Here is a 23,517-nt window from a genome sequence, read left to right on the forward strand (position 1 = left end):
CCATGGCTCAGAACGAGAATCTCGCCGCCCTGTCGGCGGCGGGAGTGTCCGTATGGCTCGACGATCTGTCCAGGGATCGGATCAAGTCCGGCAATCTGCGCGAGCTGATCGAGACCCGGTCCGTCGTCGGCGTCACCACCAACCCGACGATCTTCCAGGGTGCGCTCAGCCAGGGCCACGCCTACGACGACCAGCTGAAAGACCTTGCCGCGCAAGGCGCCGACGCCGACGCGGCGATCCGCACCATCACCACCGACGACGTCCGCGCGGCCTGTGACGTGTTCGCCCCGGTGTTCGAGGCCACCGGCGGCGTGGACGGCCGGGTCTCGATCGAGGTCGACCCGCGCCTGGCGTTCGACGCCGACCGGACCGTGGCGCAGGCGGTCGAGCTGTGGAAGATCGTCGACCGTCCCAACCTGTTCATCAAGATTCCGGCCACCGAAGAGGGCCTGCCTGCCATCACCGCCGTGATCGCGGAAGGCATCAGCGTGAACGTCACGCTGATCTTCTCGGTGCAGCGCTACCGCGCGGTGATGGGCGCCTACCTCGAAGGCGTGAAGAAGGCCAAGGTCGCCGGACACGACCCGGCCAAGATCCATTCCGTCGCTTCGTTCTTCGTCTCCCGGGTGGACACCGAGATCGACAAGCGGCTCGAGGCCATCGGCACCGAGGAGGCGCTCGCGCTGCGCGGCAAGGCGGGCATCGCCAATGCCCACCTGGCCTACGCCGAGTACCAGGACGTGTTCGACGGCGGCAAGCACACCTCGACCTTCCTGAACCTGGCGGCGGCCGGCGCGAATCGGCAGCGTCCGCTGTGGGCGTCCACCGGCGTCAAGAACCCGGACTACTCCGACACCATGTACGTCACCGAGCTGGTCGCGCCGAACACGGTCAACACGCTGCCGGAGAAGACGCTGCAGGCGGTCGCCGACCACGGCGTGATCCGCGGCGACGCGGTGAGCGGCGAGGCCGCCGCGGCCGAGGAGGTCTTCGCCCGGCTCGCCGCGGTCGGCGTCGACCTCGACGACGTGTTCGCGGTGCTGGAGCGCGAGGGCGTCGACAAGTTCGAGAAGTCCTGGGAGGAGCTGCTTTCCGCCACCGCCGACGAGCTGAAGTCGGCGTCGACCGGGAACGGCTGACCGATGGCCGGTGCAGCGCCCGCGGAGGGGCCGGACGCCGCCGAATGGCGGAACCCGCTGCGTGAGAAAAGGGACAAACGGCTCCCGCGCATCGCCGGACCGTGCAGCATGGTCATCTTCGGCGTCACGGGCGACCTGTCCCGCAAGAAGCTGATGCCGGCCATCTACGACCTGGCCAACCGGGGGCTGCTGCCCCCGGCCTTCGGCTTGGTCGGCTTCGCGCGCCGGGATTACGCCGACGAGGACTTCGCCCAGGTGGTTCTGGAGGCGGTGAAGGCGCACGCCCGTACCCCGTTCCGCCAGGAGGTCTGGGACCAGCTTTCCGAGGGCATCCGGTTCGTCCAGGGCACCTTCGACGACGACGCGGCGTTCGACCGGCTCGCCGACACCCTGACCACGCTGGACAAGGAGCGCGGCACCGGCGGCAATCACGCGTTCTACCTGTCCATCCCGCCGAACATGTTCCCGGTGGTGCTCGATCAGCTCTGCTCGCACGGCTTGGCGCAGACAGCCGGGCCGGACGGGCGCAAACCCTGGCGGCGGGTGGTGATCGAGAAGCCCTTCGGGCACGACCTGCAGAGCGCCCAGGAACTCAACGCTCTGGTCAACGGGGTGTTTCCCGAGGAGCGGGTGTTCCGCATCGACCACTATCTGGGCAAGGAGACGGTGCAGAACATCCTGGCGCTGCGCTTCGCCAACCAGTTGTACGAGCCGATCTGGAACGCCAACTTCGTCGACCACGTGCAGATCACGATGGCCGAGGACATCGGCTTGGGCGGCCGCGCGGGCTACTACGACGGCATCGGGGCCGCGCGCGACGTGATCCAGAACCACCTGCTGCAACTGCTGGCGCTCACCGCCATGGAGGAGCCGATCAGCTTCGAGCCCAAGCAACTGCAGACCGAGAAGATCAAGGTGCTCTCGGCGACCAGGCTCATCGAACCGCTCGACGAGACCACCGCGCGTGGGCAGTACACCGCGGGCTGGCAGGGCAGCGAGCACGTGGCCGGTCTGCTCCAGGAGGAGGGCTTCGACCCGAATTCGAAGACCGAGACCTATGCCGCGATCAGCTTGGAGATCGACACCCGCCGCTGGGCGGGCGTGCCGTTCTTCCTGCGCACCGGAAAGCGGCTCGGCCGCCGGGTCACCGAGATCGCGGTGATCTTCAAGCGGGCGCCGCATCTGCCGTTCGACCAGACCATGACCGAGGAACTGGGCCAGAACGCGCTGGTCATCCGGGTACAGCCGGACGAGGGCATCACCACGCGGTTCGGCTCGAAGGTGCCGGGCTCCGGCATGGAGGTGCGCGACGTCAACATGGACTTCACCTACGGCGAGGCGTTCACCGAGTCCTCCCCCGAGGCCTACGAACGCCTGATCCTCGACGTGCTGCTCGGGGTGCCTTCGCTGTTTCCGGTGAACGCGGAGGTCGAACTGTCCTGGCGCATCCTGGATCCGGTGCTCGAGCACTGGGCCGCCGAAGGCAGGCCGGAACCGTACGAGGCGGGCACCTGGGGTCCGCCGTCGGCCGACGAGATGATCGCCCGCACCGGGCGGGAATGGCGGCGGCCGTGATCGTGGACATGCCCGAGACCAAGACCGGCGAGGTCACCAAGCGCCTGGTGCAGCTGCGCGAGAGCAACGGCGTGATCACCGTGGGCCGGGTGCTCACCCTCGTGGTGTGCACGCTCGACAGTTCCGAGGCCGAGGACGCGATCGACGCGGCGAACGAAGCCAGCCGCGAGCATCCCTGCCGTGTTGTGGTGCTGGCGCGCGGCGACCGGGAGGCCGCCACCCGGCTGGACGCGCAGATCCGGGTGGGCGGCGACGCCGGGGCCGCCGAGGTGATCGTGCTGCGGCTGCAAGGCGAGCTGGTCAGCCACGAGAGCAGCGTCGTCACCCCGTTCCTGCTGCCGGATACGCCGGTGGTGGCGTGGTGGCCGCGCGGCGCCCCGGAGTTCCCGTCCAAGGATTCGGTGGGACGCTTGGCGGGCCGCCGCATCACCGACGCCACGTTCGCGCCCGATCCGCAGGCGGCGATCAAGAAACGGCTGCACTCCTACGCCAGCGGTGACACCGATCTGGCTTGGAGCCGGATCACGTACTGGCGCGCGCTGCTGGCGGCCGCCATGGACGAGCCGCCGTTCGAATCGGTGGAATCGGCGACCGTGTCGGGGCTGCGCGACGAGCCCGCTCTCGACATCCTGGCCGGCTGGCTGGCCGCACGGCTCGGCTGCCCGGTTCGGCGCCGCACCGGCCCACTGCTGGTGGAACTGCACCGCCCGACCGTCTCCATCGCGATCGAACGCCCACAGACCGGCCGCACCGCGACACTGACCCGCACCGGCGAACCGGTGCAGCGGATCGCGCTGGCGCGCCGGGAGACCCGGGACTGCCTCGCCGAGGACCTACGCAGGCTGGACGCCGACGAGACCTACGCGGAGGCGCTGGCCGGAATCGAGAAGGTGATCTATGAGTGAGCACACCGATTCGCCCTTCCCCAGCGACACCGTCGAGGTGCACCTCGACACCGACTCGCTGGTCGCCGCCGCGGCGGCCCGCTTCGTCTCCGTCGTGGTCGCGGCGCAGGCCGAGCGCGGCTCCGCGTCGGTGGTGCTGACCGGCGGCGGAACCGGCATCGCCCTGCTGGAGCAGGTGCGCAAGTCGCCCGGCGACATCGACTGGTCCCGGGTGGAGGTGTTCTGGGGTGACGAGCGTTTCGTGCCCGCGAGCGATCCCGAGCGCAACGACCTGCAAGCCAGGCACGCGCTGCTGGACCACGTGCCGGTGGACCCGGCTCGGGTGCACCCGGTGGCCGCCTCCGACGGCGAGTACCCCGACCCGGTGGAGGCCGCCGCCGAGTACTCCGCGACGGTGCACGCCTACCTCGCCGAACACGGCGCGTTCGATCTGCACCTGCTCGGCATGGGCGGCGAGGGCCACGTGAACTCGCTGTTCCCGGACACCGAGGCGGTGCGGGAAGAGCACGAACTCGTTGTCGCCGTCACGAACTCGCCGAAGCCGCCGCCGGTGCGGGTGACCCTCACCCGGCCCGCGATCCGCCGGACCCGCCACGTTGTGCTGGTGGTCGGCGGCGCAGCCAAGGCCGAGGCGGTCGCCGCGGCCATCGGCGGCGCGAACCCGGCGGACGTGCCCGCGGCCGGCGCGACCGGAATCGACTCCACGACCTGGCTGCTGGACCAAGAGGCGGCTGCCGGGCTGCGCTGACTACGTCACGGGACGATCATTTCGTAAATTTGTCCGATATCGTCCAGCGTTTCCGAAAGAACACCGGCGGATAACCCGTCCTGACGGCGCGGTTTACGAGATGATCGGTCGGTGACCGATCAGGCAGTGGATCTGGACGAGCGGTTCCGCGCCGCCGTCGCCGCATGCGTGCCGGGGCCCGGCCGTCCGGCGGATCGCGCGATCGTGTCCGGCAGCGCGGTCACCGGCACGGCCTGCCTGGAGCTGTTCGAGGCACAGGCGACGAGCAGGCAACTCGATCTGGCGGCGCGCCGCCTCGGCAGCGACCGGCGCGGCTACTACAGCATCGGCTCGTCCGGCCACGAGGGCAATGCCGCCTTGGCGGCCGCCCTGCGCAGCACCGACCCCGCCCTGCTGCACTACCGGTCGGGAGCGTTCTTCGTGCACCGGGCTCGTCAGGTGCCGGGGCTCGACCCGATCCGGGACGTCCTGCTCGGTGTGGTCGCCGCGGCGACGGACCCGATTTCCGGTGGGCGGCACAAGGTGTTCGGCAGTGCCGCCGCGAACGTCATCCCGCAGACCTCGACCATCGCGTCGCATCTTCCGCGCGCCGTCGGGTTGGCTTTCGCGATCGATCGCGCCGCGCGGCTGGGTGTCCCTGGTCCCTGGCCCGCCGACGCGGTGGTGCTGTGCAGTTTCGGGGACGCGTCGGCCAACCACTCCACCGCGGCCGGAGCGATCAACGCCGCGATTCACGCCGCCGGTCGAGGAATTCCGATGCCGATACTGTTCGTCTGCGAGGACAACGGCATCGGGATCAGCGTCCCCACCCCACCGGGCTGGATCGAGCAGGCGTTCGGCCACCGGCCCGGCCTGGCGTACTTCAGCGCCGACGGCTGCGCCGCGCTCGACGCGCTCACCACCGCTGACGCCGCCGCCGGGTGGGTCAGGCAGCACCGCGCGCCCGCGTTCCTGCGCCTGCGGACCGTGCGGTTGCTCGGTCACGCCGGATCCGACGTCGAGACCGCCTACCGCCGCTCCGCCGAGATCGCCGCCGACCTCGCTCGCGACCCGGTGGCCGCGACCGCGCGGCTGCTGATCGAATGCGGCGTCGCCACACCCGCCGGCCTACTCGACCGCTACGCCGACCTGGGCCGCCGAGTCGCCGAGACCGCCGAGCTGGTGTGCGCCGAACCGAAACTCACGTCGGCGGCGGCCGTGATCGCACCGATCGCGCCCTCCCGTCCCGCGCTCGTGCGCGCCGACGCGCTGCGCACCGACCCGCTTCCGCGCGAACCCGCGCACAGCGGCCATCCGATCCCGCGCATCGGTGCGCCGCACCGCGTGAACGGCGCTGTCGCGCAGAGCGATCCGATGACCCTGGCGCAGGCGGTCAACCACACTCTCGCCCACCTGCTCGAGCGTGATCGCGACGTGCTCGTCTTCGGCGAGGACGTCGGCCGCAAAGGCGGCGTGTACGGCGTGACCAAAGGGTTGCAGAAGACGTTCGGCGCGCGGCGCGTGTTCGATACCTTGCTGGACGAGCAGAGCGTCCTGGGCACGGCGCTCGGCGCGGCGCTGGCCGGATTCCTGCCGATCCCGGAGATCCAGTACCTGGCCTACCTGCACAACGCCGCCGATCAGATCCGTGGCGAAGCGGCCACGCTGTCGTTCTTCTCCGACGGCCGCTACCGCAACCCGATGGTGGTGCGGATCGCCGGATACGCCTATCAGAAGGGCTTCGGCGGCCACTTCCACAACGACAACTCGGTGGCCGCGCTGCGCGACATCCCGGGCGTCGTCCTCGCCTCCCCGTCCCGCGCCGACGACGCGGCGGCGATGCTGCGCACTTGCGTGTCCGCCGCACGAGTGGACGGCAGAGTCTGCCTGTACCTCGAGCCCATCGCGCTGTATCACACGCGCGACCTGCACCGTCCGGGCGACGACGGCTGGCTGGCCCGCCCCTCTCCGGCGGAGCACATCGAGATCGGCCGCGCCCGGGTCTACGGCGAGGGGACCGACCTGACCTTGGTCAGCTTCGCCAACGGCGTGCCGATGAGCCTGCGCGCGGCGCGGCGGCTGGCCCGGCACGGGATCCACGCACGTGTGCTCGACCTGCGCTGGCTGGCTCCGCTCCCGGCGGACGACCTGCTGCGGCACGCGCGCGCGACCGGCCGGGTTCTCGTCGCGGACGAGACCCGCCGCGGCGGGGGCGTGTCTGAAGCGGTGTGCGCGGCTCTGCTCGACGCCGGTTTCACCGGACGGATCGCGCGCGTCACCAGCGAGGACAGTTTCGTGCCACTGGGCCCGGCCGCCGCGACGGTGCTGCTCGACGAGGACCGCATCGAAGCCGCGGCCCTGCGGCTGCTGGGCGCGGCGACCGGCGCGGACCCGCGGCGCGCCGAGGCCCGGCCTTCCCGGTAATCCGATTCGGCGGGTGAATAGTGGAAATACAGTGAGGGTGACGGTGACCAGCAGCGGAAAGGACACGGCGATGACCACGATGTCCATGCTCGGCGAGGTACGGCCGGAGCACGAGCACACAGCGGACGGCGATCTGGTGCTCCTGCACTACCTGCGTTCGTTCCACAAGCCGGTCCTGGACGTATGGTCGGCGGCCACCGAGCGCGGCCAGCTCGCCCGCTGGCTCGGCGCCGTCTCCGGCGGCAACGGGAACCTCACCATCGAGTTGTTCGACGGTCCCGTTCCCGGCCCGGTCGCGGTGCGCGTCGACCACTGCCAGGCGCCGCACGAGTTCGTCGTGCATGTCGACGGCTGCCTGCTCGAAGTGCGGACGAGCCAGGTCGGCGTGGTCACCACCGTGGAGCTGACCCGCCGCCACGTGTGCCCCGCCGACGCGGGCGTCATCGGCCCACGGTGGCAGTACCTGCTCGATCGCCTGACCGCCTACCTCGACTTCCAGCCGCTGCCACGGTGGTCGGACTATCCGAAGCTGGCCGAGGAATACCGCTAGACCGCCGGCTCAGTAGAAGAACCCGGCGATCCCCCAGCCCGGACGCGCCTGAGCCTCCCGGATCCACTCGATACAGGACTCGATGGCGGCGAGGACCTCGTGGTCGACCTCTTCGCGCTGCGGTGGCGTGGTCGACTCCCACTGTACGAGCGCTTCCGCGCACTGCTCCGGCGTCCATTCGCCGTAGCCGGGCAACTCGTCGGGCTGCGGCAGCGAAGGCGGCAGCGAGTGGTACATGAACGCGCGGACGCTGACCGCTTTGATGCCCAGCGTGGCGAGCCCGTCGTCGATGTGATCGAGCCAGCGACCGCGGAACGCCGAGAAGTAGCGGTTGTCCGCGAACCGGCCGTAGAACTGGCAGATCGTCTGATAGGCGTAGCCGTATTGGAAACCATAGGCCGGGTCGAACGGACCGCCGTCGACGACGGCGCGCACCGCCTCGTAGCGGGTGGGCGCGCCGCCGGCGATCTCCTCGGCGAACCAGTCGTCGTCATGGGTCAGCTGGGCCTTGAACCGGCCCCCGATCATCCGCCGGAGCTTGTCGTCCCCGGACCCGATGGCGCCCTTGACCCTGTCCAGTTCGACGACGTAGATGCTCAGGCTATAACTCATTCACCGAACATTAGCGGTGCCCACCGACAACGAACGGCGGTGGGACCGAAGACGTTTCGCCTCAGGCCGGAAGCCGGTCCGGGTGCGCGGCCAGATGGGCCAGATGCGCGGTGAGCAACGCGTTCACCCGCTCGGTCCGCTCCAACTGTACGAGGTGGCCCGCGCCGCCGATCTCGGTCACCGCGCGCAGGTCGACCACATGCTCGCGCAGGGTGGCCAGCGGGTCGCGACCACTGAAACCTTCCATGTCCGGGTCGCGGTCGCCATAGAGGAAATAGGCGGGCACGGTGACTTTCGCGTCCGCGTACTCGGCGGTGAGTTCCCAGTTGCGATCCAGGCTGCGGTACCAGTTCAATCCGCCGGTGAACCCGGTGCGCTCGAAATCAGCGGCCAGCACGTCCAACTCGTCCGCGCCGAGCCAGCGCCACGGCAACGCGGGCGCCTCCGGCAGCACGTCGAGGTAACCGGTGCCCTCCGCCGGGAAGCGCCAGGTGTCCAGATAGTGATAGTCGGCGCTGAGGGCGTAGTAGACGCGGGTGAGGAAATCGCGGGGACGCGCGGCGAGTTCGGCGTCGGCGACCCCTGGCGTCTGGAAGTAGTGCAGGTGCAGGAAGTGCCGAGCCGCCGCCTTGGCCCACAGTTGCGACGGAGCACGCGGCGGGCGCGGCGCGAACGGATTGTTCAGGACGATGACGCCGCGCACCCGCTCCGGCGCGCGCAAGGCCAGTTCCCACACCAACGCCGCGCCGAAGTCCAGGCCGACGAAGACCGCCTGCTCGGCGCCGATGTCGTCGAGCAGGGCGAGCAGATCCGCGCCGACCGCGTGATTCGTGTACGCCTCTGGGTCGGCCGGGGCGTCGGTCTGCCCGTAACCGCGCAGGTCCGGCGCGAGGGCGCGATAGCCCGCCGCGGCGAGCGCGGGAAGCTGGCGGTGCCAGATGTACCAGGTGTGCGGAAATCCGTGGCAGAAGATCACCGGCTGCCCCGCGCCCTGCTCGGCGACGTGCATGCGGACACCGTTGGTCGTCACGAACCGATGCGTCAGATCCACTCGGGCCTCCAGAGCGATACACTAGAACACGTTATCGTTTCACGGTAATGTTCCGATTCCGTGAGCGGAATACCCGAGAGGCTCGAAGGCAAGGTCGCGGTGGTCACCGGCGCCAGCCGCGGCATCGGCAAGGGAATCGCGTTGGAGCTGGGCGCGGCGGGTGCCACGGTGTTCGTCACCGGGCGCTCGGCGGCCCAGGGGCGACTACCCGGCACGGTACACGCAACCGCCGCCGATATCGATGCGGCGGGCGGCGTCGGCATCCCGTTCGTCTGCGATCACCGCGACGACGACGCGGTGGAGCGGTTGTTCGAGCTGGTTCGCACCGAGCACGGCAGGCTGGACGTGCTGGTGAACAACGTCTACAACTCCCCCGCCGCGGCCCGCTGGCTGGGCAAACCCTTCTGGGAGGTGCCGCCGGCGGCGTGGGACGAGTCGTTCGACGTGGGTGTTCGATCGCATTACGTGGCAAGCGTGTTCGCCGCGCCGCTGCTGATCGAGACAGGCGGGCTGATCGTCAACATCTCCTCGCCGGGGGCGCGCAGATACATGCACAACGCGGTGTACGGCGTCGCGAAAGCGGCGCTGGACCGGCTCACCGCGGACTTGGCGCACAACCTCGCGGGCACCGAGGTGACCGTGGTCTCGCTCTGGCCGGGCATCGTGGACACCGAACTGCTGCAACTGGTTCCGGCCGGCGCCGACGGCAGGCGGATGGTCACGTTGCCGGGTGAGGGCACCTTCGACCTGGGCGACGCGCAGACGCCACGCTTCACCGGCCGCGCCGTCGTCGCGCTCGCCACCGACGCGGGACGGCGCTCCCGCACCGGATTGCCCTGGCGAGTGGCCGATCTCGCCGAGTACTACGGGTTCACCGATCTCGACGGGCGCATTCCGCGCATCGACTGAACGCCGGTCGGAGCGCGGCGGGAAGCCGTCGCGCGGAGTGGCCCGGAACCGGTTCGGCCGCGTTCGCAATCGCGTGAACCGGCCTGCTGGGTGCATGGCGGCCGGTGGCGGCGTGGCAGATTGTAATGGCTACGTCGGATGTGACGTGATCGCCACCTTCTCGGTGGCGGTGGTGAGCGCGGACCGGCGACCGGTTCGGCGATGTGACAGTCGACGGCGCGGCGGCCGCGGTCCCTGGCCACCCCCGGTACCGGGAACGATCTATACCGCCGCGGTCGTTCACAGCGCGGCGGCGCTCACAGCAGCCGCCATGACCGCCGGGATCAGGCGAACTTGATCTCCAGGCCGATGCCGAGGATCGCGATCAGCCAGATGACGCCGGTGAAGATGGTGACGCGGTCGAGGTTCTTCTCCACGACGGTGGACCCGGACAGGCTGGACTGCACACCGCCGCCGAACAGGCTGGACAGACCTCCACCCTTGGCGCGGTGCAGCAGCACCAGCAGCACCAGCAGCAAGCTGGTGATGATCAGGAGGATATCCAGGAACATCCGCATGCCGGACAGTGTATGCGGTCGGTGCGATCGCACCGAATCAGGCACTCCGGCCACTCGCCCCCGGGTGCACCCTAGCGCCGGTCGACCGCGACCAGATGGGTGACCTGCTCCCCGTCGACCGCGCCGAACTTCGCGACGGCCTGTTCGCGCAGCTGGTCCTGCGCGGTGAGCCGGATCTGATGCTGATGCATGTGCTCGGCCCAGGACCGCACGACGAAGGCCTCCACGTAGCGATCGATCACCCCGACGTCGCGATACAGACGCCACTCCATCGCGCCGGTGCGCTGACGGGACCGCCCGACGAAGGCCATGGCGGCCAAGAACTCCTCGGCACTGTCCGGCGGTACGTCATAGCTGCGCAGGACGAGCACCGGTCCGTCGTCGGGATCGGGTTCGACGGCCAGCTCGGGTTCCGGCCAGAACGCCGCGGGGGTCAGGTCGAGCAGTTCGGGATCGTTGCGGATGGGCAGCCACACCGTGCTCAGCGCGCAGAACGCGAGCAGCACCGCGGCCCACAGCAGCGCGGGCACCGAGCCGATCGCGTCCGCGACCAGCCCCCAGGTGAGCGAGCCGATCGCCTGGCCACCCATGAAGACCAGCAGGTAGACCGACAATCCCCGGGCGCGCACCCAGGCGGGCAGCAACAGCTGCATGGTCGCGTTCATCGTGGACATCGCCAGCAGCCACGCCAGCCCGGCGAACACCAGCAGCACCAGCACCAGCGGCACGATCCGCAGCAGGGCGGTCCCCGCTGTCGCGACGCCGAACAGGATCGCGGCGATGGTGAGCCGCTGGGTCGGGGTGAGCCACGCGCGCAAGCGGGACAGCGCCGCGGCGCCCAGCACCGCGCCGATGCCCATCGCGCCGAGCATCAGCCCGTATCCCGACGACGACAGCCCGAGCCGGTCGCGGGCGATCACCGGCAACAGCGCCCAGACCGCGCTCGCGGGCGCGATGAACAGGATCGAGCGCAGCAGTACCCGCCGGATCGCCGGAGCCGCGCGGATGAACCGGGTACCCGCCTGCAACGCCGCCAGCGGGCGCTCGGTGGGCAGGCGGCGATCGGTCGCCGGACGCCGCCACAACGTCAAGACCACGACGATGCCCACGAACGACACCGCGTTCAGCGCGAACACCAGCGTCGGCCCGGACAGCGAGACCAGCGCTCCGGCCACCGCGGGCCCCACCGCCCGGCCGATGTTGATGTTCATGCTGCCCAACGCGGATGCCGCCGGGATCTGCTCGCGCGCGACCAGTTCCGGCTGGATCGCCTGCCACGCGGGGGCGGTCAGCGCCTGCCCGCAGCCGAGCAGGAACAACAACGTGAGCAGCACGACGGGCGTGGTGTGCCCGGTCGCCGTCGAGACGGCGAGGATCAGCGCCAGCACGGCCATCGTGGACTGCGCGCCGAGCAGCAACCAGCGCCGATCCACCAGATCGGCGATCACACCGGACGGGATGGCCAGCAGCATCACCGGCAAGGTGATCGCCGTCTGCACGAACGACACCAGCGCCGCCGCGTTGGGCTGGTCGACCATGATCCACTGCGCGCCCACGGTCTGCATCCAGGTGCCCAGGTTCGACACCAGTTGCGCCACCCACAGCGCGCGGTACACCGGTGAACGCAGCGGCGCCCAGGTGGAACCCGGGGTCGTCGCGGCAGAAGTCACGCGCCGAAGCTTAGTCGCGCAGCCGCCGCGGCCCGGACGCCGTGTGCGGACGCCGGACCTCGGGACCCCCGGTGGCCGCGAGCATCAGCGCCCCGACGAGCAGCGCGGCGCCGGTGAATCCCGTCGCGGTCAGCCGTTCGCCCAGGACGACCGCCGCCAGCGCCGCGCCCGTCAGGGGTTCGAGCAAGGCGAGCACCGCGGCGATCCCTGGTCCGGCCTGCGCGAGTCCCCGGAAGTAGCAGGTGTAGGCGATCGCGGTGGGCGCCAGTCCCAGCAGCACGACCAGCGCGACGCTGCCGATGGTCGGGTCGAAGGCCAGGCCGCTCGTGGCCGCGAGCGGAGCCAGCAACAGTGCGCCGCCGGTGAACCCGAGGCCGGTGGTGGTCATCGCGTCGAGCCCGGGCACCGGCGCGGCATTGAGCACGGTGACCGTCGCGAACGCCGCCGCGGCCAGCGCGGCCAGCGCAGCGCCGACCAGCAGCCCGCCCGCGCTCGGCGCGCCGGACGGCACACCGGCCAGCAACACCAGTCCGCCCAGGGCGAGGCCGATGGTGGCCGCGCGCCGCCGGTCCAGCGGATGCCTTCCGGTGACGTGCTCCGACACCGCGACGACCACGGGCGACATACCGATCGTGAGCAAGGTCGCGAGACTGACCGAGGACACCGCGACCGCGCCGAAATAGGCCGCCTGGAAGGCCGCCGCGAGCACGGCGACCGCGCCGATCCGGCGCCAGGCCGGCCGATCCCGCGGCCACGGCCGCCGCGCGCCCGCGAGCAGACCCACCAGCAGCAGCCCGCCGACGGCGAGTCGGCAGGTGGCGACGGAGACCGGCGACAGGCCGGTGGCCCGGTGCACCAGTGCGCCGAGCAGACCGCCGGTGCCCCAGAGGATTCCGGCCGCGACGAGGTAGACCAGCCCCGAACGGCCGGTCGTGGACACAGATGAGGACATGAGAGATCGCGCTCCTGCGACGAAGGGAGTGGGGTCGCGGAAGCGAGGTGCACAGTGCTGCCGAAGAGAGCGCGCTCACCACTGGGTGGCGCGCTGGAAACCTACACCTCGCTCAGGAGGCGGGCGGCGGGGTGATGGGGAAGCATCGGTGCACGGACAGATCCTAATACGACGGCGGACGAGTCAGCTCGGCTTCGATCTCGCGGGCCTCGGGAGCACGCAGCGGGCCGTTCGACCAGCGAAATCGGGGGTGACGCCGCCCGGCGTCGGTAGCATCGCCGCATGACGGCACACTCGGCGCGATCGGCGACGCTGGTCCTGCTCGCCCTCTGCGCGATCACGGCGTGCTCGCGCGGGGAGCCGGACCGCGACGCCGGCGAGCCGACACCGATGGACCGCACCTTCCTCTCGACCGCGGTCGAGGGCACCGCGATTCCCGGTGGCGGGCCGCTGACGATCAGCTTCTCGGAAGGCCGCGTCGCCGCCGACGCGGGATGCAACAAGTTCAGCGGCGCGGTCGAACTCGACGGCCACGTCCTGCGTGTCTCCGGCCTGGCCACCACCCTGATGGCCTGCGAGGACGATCGGCGCGACGCCGACGAGTGGCTCAGCGGCCTGCTGAATTCCCAGCCCAGCTGGCGGCTCGACGACTCGCGGCTCACCCTGCACACCCCCGACCGCACGGTGACCCTGCTGGACAAGAAGGTCGCCCAGCCGGACAAACCGGTCAAGGGCACGTCCTGGGCGGTGACCGCGTTCATCTCCGACAACAGCCAGATCCGCTCGCGGGCCCTGGAGGAAGCACAGCCCACACTGACCATCGCCGAGGACGACACTGTCTCCGGCAGCACCGGTTGCAATCGCTTGACCGGCAGCGCCGAGGTGTCGGGCACGCAGATCGTCTTCCGGGTGGCCACCACGAAGATGCTGTGCGCGCCGGACGCGATGGAGGTCGAGCAGTCCGTGCTCGAAGCCCTCGACGGCAAGACGACCGTCACGGTGGACGCCGACACGCTGACCCTGCGCAACGACAACGGCGCGGGCCTGGTCCTGCACGCGCAGTGAGCGCGCCCGCTACTTCTTCCGAGTGAGCACGACGCGATCCGCGATCCGCTCCGGTTCGCCGGGCGCGGCGAAGTAGATCTCCATGAGGACCCGGTCGGGCGACTCCAGCCGGATCACCGTGCGCATCGGGATCGTCTTGCCCACGAACTGGGGACCGAGCACGCCGGGATCGGTGAACTCGCCGGACATGACGATGTCGGGGTCACTGCCGCTTCCCTTCGCGCCCTTGTACATCATGGTCATCGGCGTGACGCTGTCGACGGTCGACCACTCGTAGCGGTTGTCGGTCGGGGAGAATCCGAGCAGTCCGAGCCGGTAGTACGCGCTGCTGCCGTGGACGTCCTCGGCTTCCTCACGCAGGAAATTGTTGCCGGTCTCGGCGATCCATTCCCAGCGCGAGACGATTGCGCGCTTGGTCGGGTTGTCGGCCGTGCCGCCCGCGACGAAAGTCGATTTCGCGCCCGTCCACTCCCCGACCAGTTGGCCGATCCTGCGGTGCCCCGCGTCCTGCTGCTCCGGCCGAACCGCCGCGGCGATGGTGCTCGATGCCGCGTCGTGGTGGGCGTGATCGTGATCGTCTGCCGAGTCGTCGGAACAGCCGACGAGCGCGGCCAGCGCGATCAGTGCGGCGGGAACAGCGGTGGACAGCTTGCGAAGGGTCACGAAAATCCTTGTCGGGGCCGTTGTTTCGAAGCTCCGTCATCATCGCACCTGCACCGGCCGCCGAGCACCCGTGCTCACTCTCGGCGAAATCGGAACAGCCCGGTATCGCTGTCCGCGATACCGGGCTGTTCGTGTGTGGCGCCGAGATCAGGGCAGCGGGCCGCCCGCGGCGATCGCCGACAGGGTGGCGAACTCGTCACCCTTGAGCGAAGCGCCGCCGACCAACGCGCCGTCGATGTCGGTCTGCGCGACCAACTCGCCGACGTTCTTCGCGTTGACCGATCCGCCGTAGAGCACGCGAACTCCGGCGGCCACCTCCGGCGAAGCCAGCTTCTCCAGCTCCCCGCGGATCGCGCCGCAGACCTCCTGCGCGTCGGCGGGGGTGGCCACCTTGCCGGTGCCGATCGCCCACACCGGCTCATAGGCGATCACGATCTTCGAGATCTCCTCCGCCGTCAGGCCCTTCAGCGATCCGCGCAGCTGCTCGAGGTTGTATTCGACGTGCGTCTGCGCCTCACGGACGTTCAAGCCCTCGCCGATGCACACGATCGGGGTGATCCCGTGCTTCAGCGCCTGCTTGGCCTTGGCCAGTACGGTGGCGTCGTCCTCGTTGTGGTACTGCCGCCGCTCGGAGTGCCCGACCACGGCGAACGTGCAGCCCAGCTTGGCGAGCATGCTCGCGCTGATCTCGCCGGTGTAGGCGCCCGATTCGTGCACCGAGACGTCCTGCCCGCCGTAGGTGAGCAGGAGCTTGTCGCCTTCGACGAGCGTCTGCACGCTACGCAGGTCGGTGAACGGCGGGATCACCGCGACGTCGACCTTGTCGAAGTACTTCTCCGGCAACGCGAACGCGATCTTCTGCACCAGGGCGATGGCCTCGAGGTGATTGAGGTTCATCTTCCAGTTGCCCGCGATGAGCGGTTTGCGTGCCATTTCAGTCCTCCAACACCGCGATACCGGGGAGTTCCTTGCCCTCCAGGTACTCCAGCGACGCGCCGCCACCGGTGGAGATGTGCGAGAAGCCGTCCTCCGGCAGGCCGAGCGCGCGCACGGCCGCGGCCGAATCGCCGCCGCCGACCACGGTGAACGCGCCCTTGCCGGTGGCGGTCACGATCGCCTCGGCGACCCCGCGGGTGCCCGCGGCGAACTTCTCGAACTCGAACACGCCCATCGGACCGTTCCAGAAGACGGTCTGCGCCTCGGTCAGCAGCACCGAGAAGCGATCGGCCGACTCCGGGCCCACGTCCAGGCCCAGCCAGCCAGCCGGGATCTCGTGCGCCGGTACGACTTTCGACTCCGCGTCGGCGGCGAACGCGTCCGCCACCACGATGTCGCGGGGCAGGTGGATGACGTCGGCGTACTGCTCGAGCAGGTGCTTGCAGGTGTCCACCATCTCCTCCTGCAACAGCGACGCGCCCACCGAAAGGCCCTGTGCGGCAAGGAAGGTGAAGCACATGCCGCCACCGATCACCAGCGTGTCGACCTTCGGCGCGAGCGCCTCGATGACCGCCAGCTTGTCGGAGACCTTGGAGCCGCCCAGCACGACCGCGTACGGCCGGTCCGGGTTCTCGCTCAGCTTGGCCAGCACCTCGACCTCGGCCGCGACCAGCGTGCCCGCGTAGTGCGGCAGCAGCTGGGCCACGTCGTACACCGAAGCCTGCTTGCGGTGCACCACGCCGAAGCCGTCGGAGACGAACGCGCCGTCGTCGCCGACCAGCTCGACCAGAGCCGCGGCCAGCTTGGCCCGCTGCGCGTCGTCCTTGCTGGTCTCGCGCGCGTCGAACCGGATGTTCTCCAGCAGGAGCACGTCGCCGTCGGTGAGGCCCTCGGAGCGCGCCAGCGCGTCCTGGCCGACCACGTCACCGGCGAGCTGGACGTTGCGGCCCAGTTCCTCGGCGAGCCGGGCGGCCACCGGCGCCAGCGAGAGCTTCGGGTCCGGCTCGCCCTTCGGGCGGCCCAGGTGCGCGGTCACGACGACCTTGGCCCCCGCCGCGGCGAGCGCCTTGATGGTCGGAGCCGAGGCGATGATGCGGCCGGGATCGGTGATCTGTCCTTTGTCGTCGAGGGGGACGTTCAGGTCGGAGCGCACCAGCACGCCCCGGCCCTCGACACCCTCGCCGAGCAGATCCGCGAGTGTCTTGACAGCCATACGCGTCAGAGCGTCTTGCCGACGAGGCCGATGAGATCGGCGAGACGGTTGGAGTAGCCCCACTCGTTGTCGTACCAGGACACGACCTTGACCTGGTCGTCGATCACCTTGGTCAGCGGAGCGTCGTAGATCGACGAGGCCGGGTCGGTGACGATGTCGCTGGAGACGATCGGGTCGGTGTTGTACTTCAGGATGCCCTTCAGCGGGCCCTCCGCGGCGGCCTTGTAGGCGGCGTTGATCTCCTCCAGCGTGGCCGACTTGCGCAGCGTGGCGGTGAGGTCGGTGACCGAACCGGTCGGGACCGGCACGCGCAGCGCGTAGCCGTCCAGCTTGCCCTGCAGCTCGGGCAGCACCAGGCCGATGGCCTTCGCGGCGCCGGTGCCGGTGGGCACGATGTTCAGCGCGGCGGCGCGGGCGCGGCGCAGGTCGCTGTGCGGGCCGTCCTGCAGGTTCTGGTCCTGGGTGTAGGCGTGGATCGTGGTCATCAAGCCACGCTCGATGCCGAACTCGTCGTTGAGCACCTTGGCCAGCGGGCCGAGGCAGTTGGTGGTGCAGGACGCGTTCGAGATGATGTTCTGGCTGCCGTCGTATTTGTCGTCGTTGACGCCCATGACGATGGTGATGTCCTCGCCCTTGGCCGGAGCGGAGATGACGACCTTCTTGGCGCCCGCGGCGAGGTGGCCCTTGGCCTTGGTGGCATCGGTGAAGATGCCGGTGGACTCGACGACCACGTCGACGCCCAAGTCGCCCCAGGGCAGCGCGGCGGGGCCCTCCTTGATGGCCAGCGCCTTGATCCGCTGGTCGCCCACCACGATGGTGTCCTCGCCGTCGAGCGAGACATCCTGGGGCAAGCGGCCCAGGATCGAGTCGTACTTGAGCAGGGTCGCGAGGGTCGCGTTGTCGGTGAGGTCGTTGACCGCGACGATCTCGATGTCGGTGGTGCCGAGCGCCTTCTGCGCCTCCACCGCCCGGAAGAAGTTACGTCCGATACGGCCGAAGCCGTTGATGCCTACCCGGACAGTCACGTTATCGCTCCTCAACTTTCCAGCGGATCGTTCCGATGCCCATTCACACTAACGTCCTGCCGTGACCTCGCCGACACGCACCTCGCATTCGCGAGGGCGGGTTGCCTGGTCAGACGCTCGACCAACACGGTTCCCGCAGTCGGAACGCCGCGATCCCCGCGACGGACGACGTCGCGGGGATCGCGGGCGAAAGCGCGGCTCAGGCTTCGTCGAGCAGCTCGGCCGTCACAGCCGATTCGGTGTCCGGGACACCCAGCTCCTTGGCGCGCCGGTCGGCCATCGACAGCAGACGCCGGATGCGGCCTGCGACGGCGTCTTTCGTCATCGGCGGGTCGGCGAGCTGGCCGAGTTCCTCCAGCGACGCCTGCCGGTGCTGCACCCGCAGCCTTCCCGCGGCGGCGAGATGGTCGGGCACGTCGTCGCTGAGAATCTCCAGCGCGCGTTCCACCCGGGCCGCCGCGGCGACCGCGGCCCGCGCCGAGCGGCGCAGATTGGCGTCGTCGAAGTTGGCCAGCCGGTTCGCGGTCGCGCGCACCTCACGGCGCAGCCTGCGTTCCTCCCACACCATCCGGGTGCCGTGCGCGCCCATCCTGGTCAGCAGCGCGCCGATGGCCTCGCCGTCGCGCACCACCACGCGGTCGGTGCCGCGCACCTCGCGGGCCTTGGCCGTGATGCCGAGCCGCCGGGCCGCGCCGACCAGCGCCAGCGCCGCCTCGGGGCCGGGGCAGCTGACCTCGAGCGCCGAGGAGCGGCCGGGTTCGGTGAGCGAGCCGTGCGCGAGAAACGCGCCCCGCCATGCGGCTTCGGCGTCGGCGATGCTGCCGCCGACCACCTGTGCGGGCAGGCCGCGCACCGGACGGCCGCGCACGTCGAGCAGACCGGTCTGCCGGGCCAGCGCCTCGCCCTCCTTGGAGACGCGCACTACGTACCGGGAGGTCTTGCGCAGTCCTCCCGCACCGAGTACGTGCACGTCGGAGCCGTAACCGTAGAGCTCGAAGATCTCCCGGCGCAGCCGGCGCGCGATGGACCCCATGTCCACCTCGGCCTCGACGATCACCCGGCCGCCGACGATGTGCAGGCCGCCCGCGAAACGCAGCAGTGCGGACAGTTCCGCCTTGCGGGAACTCACCTGCGACACCGTGAGCCTGCTCAGCTCGTCTTTCACATCGGCTGTCATCGCCACGGGACGCGCTCCTTTCCACCCAACCCGGAACGCACATCCTGACCCATGTGCCGTCCCTCGACTCGAAGCCCTGCCATTTGCGGCCGAGGTTGCCGGATCAGTTGATCCAGTGCGGCGGCAAGCTTTCCGGGGTGATGCCGGTCGGTTCCCGCTTCGGCGACATCGGAGAAGGTTACTCGTGCCCGCAACTGTTCGGCAGCCCTGGCCACATGTTCCCGCTCGCGGCCCTCCGGCACCGAGCCGGAATCGACCAGCACCTCGTCCACGACGAATTCCGGTGCGTGCTGGGACAGTACATGCAAATGCCGCTCCGCGGAGAAACCAGCGGTCTCCCCCGGTTCCGCGGCGAGATTGAGCACGAGGATCTTGCGCGCCCTGGTGTAGACCAGGGCCTCGCGTAGCTCCGGGACGAGGACGTGCGGAATCACGCTGGTGAACCACGATCCCGGGCCGAGCACCACGACGTCCGCGTGTTCGATCGCCGAGGTGGCCTCCGGGCTGGCCGGAGGATCGGACGGAATCAGCCGCACTCGCCGCACCTTACCCGGCGTCGTCGCGATGGCAACTTGGCCGCGAATGCAGCGGCTCACCCGCGGATCCGCCTCGAGCCCAGATACATCCGCCTCGATGTCGAGCGCGATGGGCGACATGGGCAGAACTCGTCCGGTGATGCGCAACATGCGGGCGACCTCATCGAGCGCGGCGACCGGATCGCCGAGCACCTCGGTGAGCCCGGCCAGGATCAGGTTGCCCACGGAGTGCCCGGCCAGCGCGCCGGTGCCGCCGAAGCGATGCTGGACGGTCTGCGTCCACACGCCCTCGGCGTCCGCGGCCAAGGCGGCCAGCGCCATCCGGAGATCCCCCGGTGGCAACACCCCTAGTTCGGCGCGCAACCGGCCCGAGGAGCCGCCGTCGTCGGCGACGGTGACCACCGCGCAGATCTTCCTGGTCAACCGCCGCACGGCGGTCAGCGTCGCGTAAAGCCCATGTCCGCCACCCAGCGCGACGATGCTGCGATCGGATTCCCAGCCGGTCATTCGCGCCCCAGGTCTCGATGCACGACGCGGACCACGTCGGCGGACTCCTCCGGTTTGCCGGTGACCTCGCTCATCAACTCGCCCAGTGCCTCGGCAATCGCGACGCTCCGGTGCTTGCCTCCGGTGCAGCCCACTGCGACCGTCATGTATCGCTTCCCCTCTTGGCGGTAACCGTTCGTGGTCAGCTCGACCAGGTGGTGGCAGGTACGCAGGTAGTCGTCCGCGCCGGGACGCGACAACACGTACTCGCTGACCACCGCCTCCTGACCGGTGTGTTCCCGCAACTCCGGTATCCAATGCGGATTGGGTAGAAAACGCACATCCAACACCATGTCCGCGTCCAGCGGAACCCCGTACTTGAAGCCGAACGACTGCACGGTGAGCTGCAACGCGCTGGGGGCGCCGCCGCCGTACGCCTCCTCCATCTTGCGGTGCAACTGATGGATGGACAGTTCGGTGGTGTCGATCACCAGGTCCGCGGCGGCCTTCACGGCCGACAGCCGCACCCGTTCGGCGGCGATGCCGGCCGAGAGCGTGCCGTCCTTGCTCTCGCTCTGCAGCGGATGCCTGCGCCGCGCGAAGCCGAAGCGGCGGATCAGCACGTCGTCGGAGGCCTCCAGGAACAGGACCCTGGTACGCACGCCGCGGGTACGCAACTGCTCGGTGACCGCCGAGAGATCACCGGTGAAGAACCGGCTGCGCACGTCCATGACCAGCGCGAGACGGCGGATCGGCGGCTTGGCGGACGCGCCGAGCTCGACCATCCGCTCGAACAGTTCGGGGGGCAGATTGTCGGCCACATACCAGCCGAGGTCCTCGAGCACCCGGGCCGCGGTGCCGCGGCCCGCGCCCGAGAGCCCGGTCACGATCACCACCTCGACCTGCGGATTCGCCCCGCCGACGCCGACGGACGAAACCATCCGTCCCGCCCTCGCCGGCGGACTGCCCGCACTGCTGTTCGATTCGACGCGTGTCATGTCCTACCGGATCCGTCCCTGGGGTGCCTTCCGATCATTGCGCACCGGTTTCGGTATCGGGCACAGACACACAACGTACGCGAAACCGAAACTTCCGGTGCACTGTCGACTGTCTATTCGGACTCGAGGGCCGCAAGGACCGCTTTCGCGGTCGCCAACCCGATGCCGGGGACCTCGGTGATCTCCTCGACCGTGGCCTGCTTCAGCTTGGCCACCGACCCGAAATGCGTGACCAGCGCGGTCCGGCGCGCCGTGCCGAGCCCCGGCACCGAGTCCAGCGCCGAGGCGGTCATCCGGCGCGAGCGTTTGCTGCGATGGAAGGTGATGGCGAAGCGGTGCGCCTCGTCGCGGACCCTTTGCAGCAGGTACAGCGCCTCGCTGGTGCGCGGCAGGATCACCGGGTCGCTCTCGCCCGGCACCCACACTTCCTCCAGCCGTTTGGCCAGTCCGATCACCGCGACATCGGTGATGCCCAGCTCGTCGAGCACCTCGGCGGCCGCGGCCACCTGAGGCGCGCCGCCGTCGACGACGTAGAGATTGGGCGGGTAGGAGAACTTGCGCGGGCGTCCGGTGCGGGGATCGATGCCGGGACGGGAGGTGAGATCGAGCGCCTCGTCGTCGGTGCCCGCGGCGGCGAGGTCTTCGTGCTCCATCAGGTCGCGCTCGCGGCGCAGCTTCAGGAACCGGCGGCGGGTCACCTCGGCGATGCTGCCGACGTCGTCGGAGCGGCCCTCCCCGGCCGCCTCCTTGATCGTGTAGTGACGGTAATCGGACTTGCGGGCGAGACCGTCCTCGAAGACCACCAGCGAGGCGACCACGTCGGTGCCCTGCACATGGCTGACGTCCACGCACTCGATGCGCAGCGGCGCGGTGTCCAGCTCCAGCGCGTCCTGCATCTCTTGCAGCGCTTGCGATCTCGAGGTCAGGTCGCCCGCTCGCTTGAGCTTGTGCTGGGCCAGCGCCTCCATCGCGTTGCGCTGCACGGTCTCGGCGAGCGCCTTCTTGTCCCCGCGCTGGGGCACCCGCAGCTTCACCGCCGAGCCGCGCAAGCCGGACAGCCAGTGCTGGACCTGATCGACGTCGGCGGGCAGTTCGGGCACGAGCACCTCGCGCGGCACCACGGCGGCGGGCTGCTCGCCTGCCGCCTGCTCGGCCACCGCGACCTGCTCGCCGTAGAACTGGGTGAGGAACTGCTCGACCAGCGCGGCGAGCTCGCCGCCCGCCTCCGGGACGTCGACCGCGTCACCCGATTTGTCGACCACCCATCCGCGCTGGCCGCGCACCCGCCCGTCGCGCACGTGGAAGACCTGCACCGCCACCTCCAGCTCGTCGGTGGCGAAGGCGATCACGTCGGCGTCGGTGCCGGTGCCGAGCACCACCGCCTGCTTTTCCAGGGCCCGGCGCAGCGCTTGGACGTCGTCGCGCAGCCGGGCGGCGACCTCGAAGTCCAGGTCCTCCGCGGCCTGGTGCATGCGGCGCTCCAGCTCCCGCACCAGGCGGTCGGTGCGGCCTGCGAGGAAGTCGCAGAAGTCCTCGACGATCGCACGGTGCTCCGCGGCGCTGACCCGCTCGATACACGGCGCCGAGCACTTGTCGATATAGCCGAGCAGGCAGGGACGTCCGATCTGACGGTGCCGCTGGAAGACTCCGTTGGAGCAGGTGCGCGCGGGAAACACCCGCAGCAGGAGATCGAGCGTCTCGCGGATGGCCCAGGCGTGCGCGAACGGACCGAAATAGCGGACACCCTTGCGACGCGCGCCACGGTAGACGAACAGCCGCGGATACTCCTCGTTCAGCGTGACCGCCAGCACGGGGTAGGACTTGTCGTCGCGGTAGCGGACATTGAAGCGCGGATCGAATTCCTTGATCCAGTTGTATTCCAGCTGCAGCGCCTCCACCTCGGTGGAGACGACCGTCCACTCGACGCTCGCGGCCGTGGTGACCATCTGCCTGGTGCGCGGATGCAGGTTCGCGACGTCGGCGAAGTAGGAGTTCAGTCTGCTGCGCAGGCTCTTGGCCTTGCCGACGTAGATGACCTGCCGATGGGCGTCCCGGAATTTGTAGACGCCGGGTTCGACGGGAATCGTGCCCGGCGCGGGCCGGTACGTCGCTGGATCTGCCACCCATCCAGCCTATCGGCGCGGTCGGACACGATCCGTCCGCAGCCCGCGCCGGACCGAAGCACCCGGGCGGCGAGCGGGACCGGCTGCCCCGGCCACCACGGACTCCCGATGGAATCAGGGCGCGCGGACGCCGAACCACGCTTCGGCTTCCGGGCGGCACAGCGAGTGCACGACGACGCCCGAGGTGGCGAGCGAATACGCCGCCGCGACGACGCCGACGACAG

21 protein-coding genes are annotated in these 23,517 nt (G+C 69.9%); 8 read left to right on the forward strand and 13 right to left on the reverse strand.

Annotation, left to right across the window (positions count from 1 at the left end):
• The first annotated feature begins 2 nt into the window (after nt 1-2).
• The 6 genes from tal to ON27_RS16160 all read left to right on the forward strand — a co-directional run bounded on the left by tal (nt 3) and on the right by ON27_RS16160 (nt 7,320).
• On the forward strand, nt 3-1,139 hold the full coding sequence (gene tal / locus ON27_RS16135; protein WP_043727069.1) for a transaldolase: 1,137 nt from the start codon (nt 3-5) through the stop codon (nt 1,137-1,139).
• Nucleotides 1,140-1,142: 3 nt separating this feature from the next.
• Entirely contained in the window at nt 1,143-2,714 is a 1,572-nt protein-coding gene (zwf, locus tag ON27_RS16140) for a glucose-6-phosphate dehydrogenase (protein WP_043727070.1), read from the forward strand.
• Nucleotides 2,711-3,619, forward strand: coding sequence for a glucose-6-phosphate dehydrogenase assembly protein OpcA (opcA, locus tag ON27_RS16145; RefSeq protein ID WP_174377848.1), 909 nt, complete (start codon nt 2,711-2,713; stop codon nt 3,617-3,619). Before zwf ends, opcA begins: the two co-directional genes overlap by 4 nt.
• On the forward strand, nt 3,612-4,367 hold the full coding sequence (gene pgl, locus ON27_RS16150) for a 6-phosphogluconolactonase (RefSeq protein ID WP_043727078.1): 756 nt from the start codon (nt 3,612-3,614) through the stop codon (nt 4,365-4,367). Before opcA ends, pgl begins: the two co-directional genes overlap by 8 nt.
• A gap of 111 nt (nt 4,368-4,478) precedes the next feature.
• On the forward strand, nt 4,479-6,770 hold the full coding sequence (locus ON27_RS16155; RefSeq protein WP_051046664.1) for a transketolase C-terminal domain-containing protein: 2,292 nt from the start codon (nt 4,479-4,481) through the stop codon (nt 6,768-6,770).
• A gap of 70 nt (nt 6,771-6,840) precedes the next feature.
• The gene (locus ON27_RS16160; protein WP_043727154.1) at nt 6,841-7,320 is read left to right on the forward strand and encodes an SRPBCC family protein; all 480 of its coding nucleotides are present in this window, start codon (nt 6,841-6,843) and stop codon (nt 7,318-7,320) included.
• A 9-nt stretch (nt 7,321-7,329) separates the two neighbouring features.
• Here ON27_RS16160 and ON27_RS16165 read toward each other — a convergent pair whose 3' ends face one another.
• Together ON27_RS16165 and ON27_RS16170 are read right to left on the reverse strand one after the other, a co-directional pair.
• A complete protein-coding gene (locus ON27_RS16165) occupies nt 7,330-7,932 on the reverse strand; it encodes a DUF7691 family protein (protein WP_043727081.1) in 603 nt (200 codons plus the stop codon).
• A 61-nt stretch (nt 7,933-7,993) separates the two neighbouring features.
• A complete protein-coding gene (locus ON27_RS16170; RefSeq protein ID WP_051046669.1) occupies nt 7,994-8,941 on the reverse strand; it encodes an alpha/beta fold hydrolase in 948 nt (315 codons plus the stop codon).
• Nucleotides 8,942-9,043: 102 nt separating this feature from the next.
• Here ON27_RS16170 and ON27_RS16175 point away from each other — a divergent pair, with 102 nt between their 5' ends.
• A complete protein-coding gene (locus ON27_RS16175; protein ID WP_043727086.1) occupies nt 9,044-9,892 on the forward strand; it encodes an SDR family NAD(P)-dependent oxidoreductase in 849 nt (282 codons plus the stop codon).
• A 323-nt stretch (nt 9,893-10,215) separates the two neighbouring features.
• Here the strand turns inward: ON27_RS16175 and secG are convergent, their stop codons facing one another.
• From secG to ON27_RS16190, 3 genes are all read right to left on the reverse strand, one after another.
• Complete coding sequence (gene secG / locus ON27_RS16180) at nt 10,216-10,449, reverse strand: preprotein translocase subunit SecG (RefSeq protein WP_043693695.1); 234 nt, start codon at nt 10,447-10,449, stop codon at nt 10,216-10,218.
• A 71-nt stretch (nt 10,450-10,520) separates the two neighbouring features.
• Nucleotides 10,521-12,119 (reverse strand): MFS transporter, encoded by a 1,599-nt coding sequence (locus ON27_RS16185; RefSeq protein WP_043727093.1) that lies wholly within the window; start codon nt 12,117-12,119, stop codon nt 10,521-10,523.
• Nucleotides 12,120-12,129: 10 nt separating this feature from the next.
• Entirely contained in the window at nt 12,130-13,071 is a 942-nt protein-coding gene (locus ON27_RS16190) for a DMT family transporter (RefSeq protein WP_051046665.1), read from the reverse strand.
• Between the two features lie 282 nt (nt 13,072-13,353).
• Between ON27_RS16190 and ON27_RS16195 the strand changes: the two genes are divergently transcribed.
• Complete coding sequence (locus ON27_RS16195) at nt 13,354-14,136, forward strand: META domain-containing protein (RefSeq protein ID WP_043727099.1); 783 nt, start codon at nt 13,354-13,356, stop codon at nt 14,134-14,136.
• A 9-nt stretch (nt 14,137-14,145) separates the two neighbouring features.
• On the opposite strand, the gene ON27_RS16200 is transcribed toward ON27_RS16195, so the two are convergent.
• From ON27_RS16200 to uvrC, 8 genes are all read right to left on the reverse strand, one after another.
• Nucleotides 14,146-14,799 carry a DUF1579 family protein gene (locus ON27_RS16200; protein WP_051046666.1) on the reverse strand — a complete coding sequence of 218 codons (654 nt, stop codon included), beginning with the start codon at nt 14,797-14,799 and terminating at the stop codon, nt 14,146-14,148.
• 147 nt (nt 14,800-14,946) lie between these two features.
• Complete coding sequence (gene tpiA, locus ON27_RS16205) at nt 14,947-15,732, reverse strand: triose-phosphate isomerase (protein ID WP_043727102.1); 786 nt, start codon at nt 15,730-15,732, stop codon at nt 14,947-14,949.
• A gap of 1 nt (nt 15,733) precedes the next feature.
• A complete protein-coding gene (locus ON27_RS16210) occupies nt 15,734-16,948 on the reverse strand; it encodes a phosphoglycerate kinase (RefSeq protein WP_043727106.1) in 1,215 nt (404 codons plus the stop codon).
• 5 nt (nt 16,949-16,953) lie between these two features.
• A complete protein-coding gene (gene gap, locus ON27_RS16215; RefSeq protein ID WP_043727109.1) occupies nt 16,954-17,973 on the reverse strand; it encodes a type I glyceraldehyde-3-phosphate dehydrogenase in 1,020 nt (339 codons plus the stop codon).
• Nucleotides 17,974-18,172: 199 nt separating this feature from the next.
• The gene (gene whiA / locus ON27_RS16220; RefSeq protein WP_043693711.1) at nt 18,173-19,156 is read right to left on the reverse strand and encodes a DNA-binding protein WhiA; all 984 of its coding nucleotides are present in this window, start codon (nt 19,154-19,156) and stop codon (nt 18,173-18,175) included.
• Nucleotides 19,147-20,193: a gluconeogenesis factor YvcK family protein gene (locus ON27_RS16225; RefSeq protein WP_043727112.1), complete on the reverse strand. Its 1,047-nt coding sequence runs from the start codon at nt 20,191-20,193 to the stop codon at nt 19,147-19,149. Before ON27_RS16225 ends, whiA begins: the two co-directional genes overlap by 10 nt.
• Nucleotides 20,190-21,170: an RNase adapter RapZ gene (gene rapZ, locus ON27_RS16230; protein WP_043727116.1), complete on the reverse strand. Its 981-nt coding sequence runs from the start codon at nt 21,168-21,170 to the stop codon at nt 20,190-20,192. The genes ON27_RS16225 and rapZ overlap by 4 nt, the downstream gene beginning before the upstream one ends.
• A gap of 113 nt (nt 21,171-21,283) precedes the next feature.
• Nucleotides 21,284-23,293, reverse strand: coding sequence for an excinuclease ABC subunit UvrC (gene uvrC, locus ON27_RS16235; RefSeq protein ID WP_043727118.1), 2,010 nt, complete (start codon nt 23,291-23,293; stop codon nt 21,284-21,286).
• Nucleotides 23,294-23,517 lie beyond the last annotated feature (224 nt).

Source organism: Nocardia asiatica NBRC 100129 (genome assembly GCF_000308415.1).
Classification (GTDB): domain Bacteria; phylum Actinomycetota; class Actinomycetes; order Mycobacteriales; family Mycobacteriaceae; genus Nocardia; species Nocardia asiatica.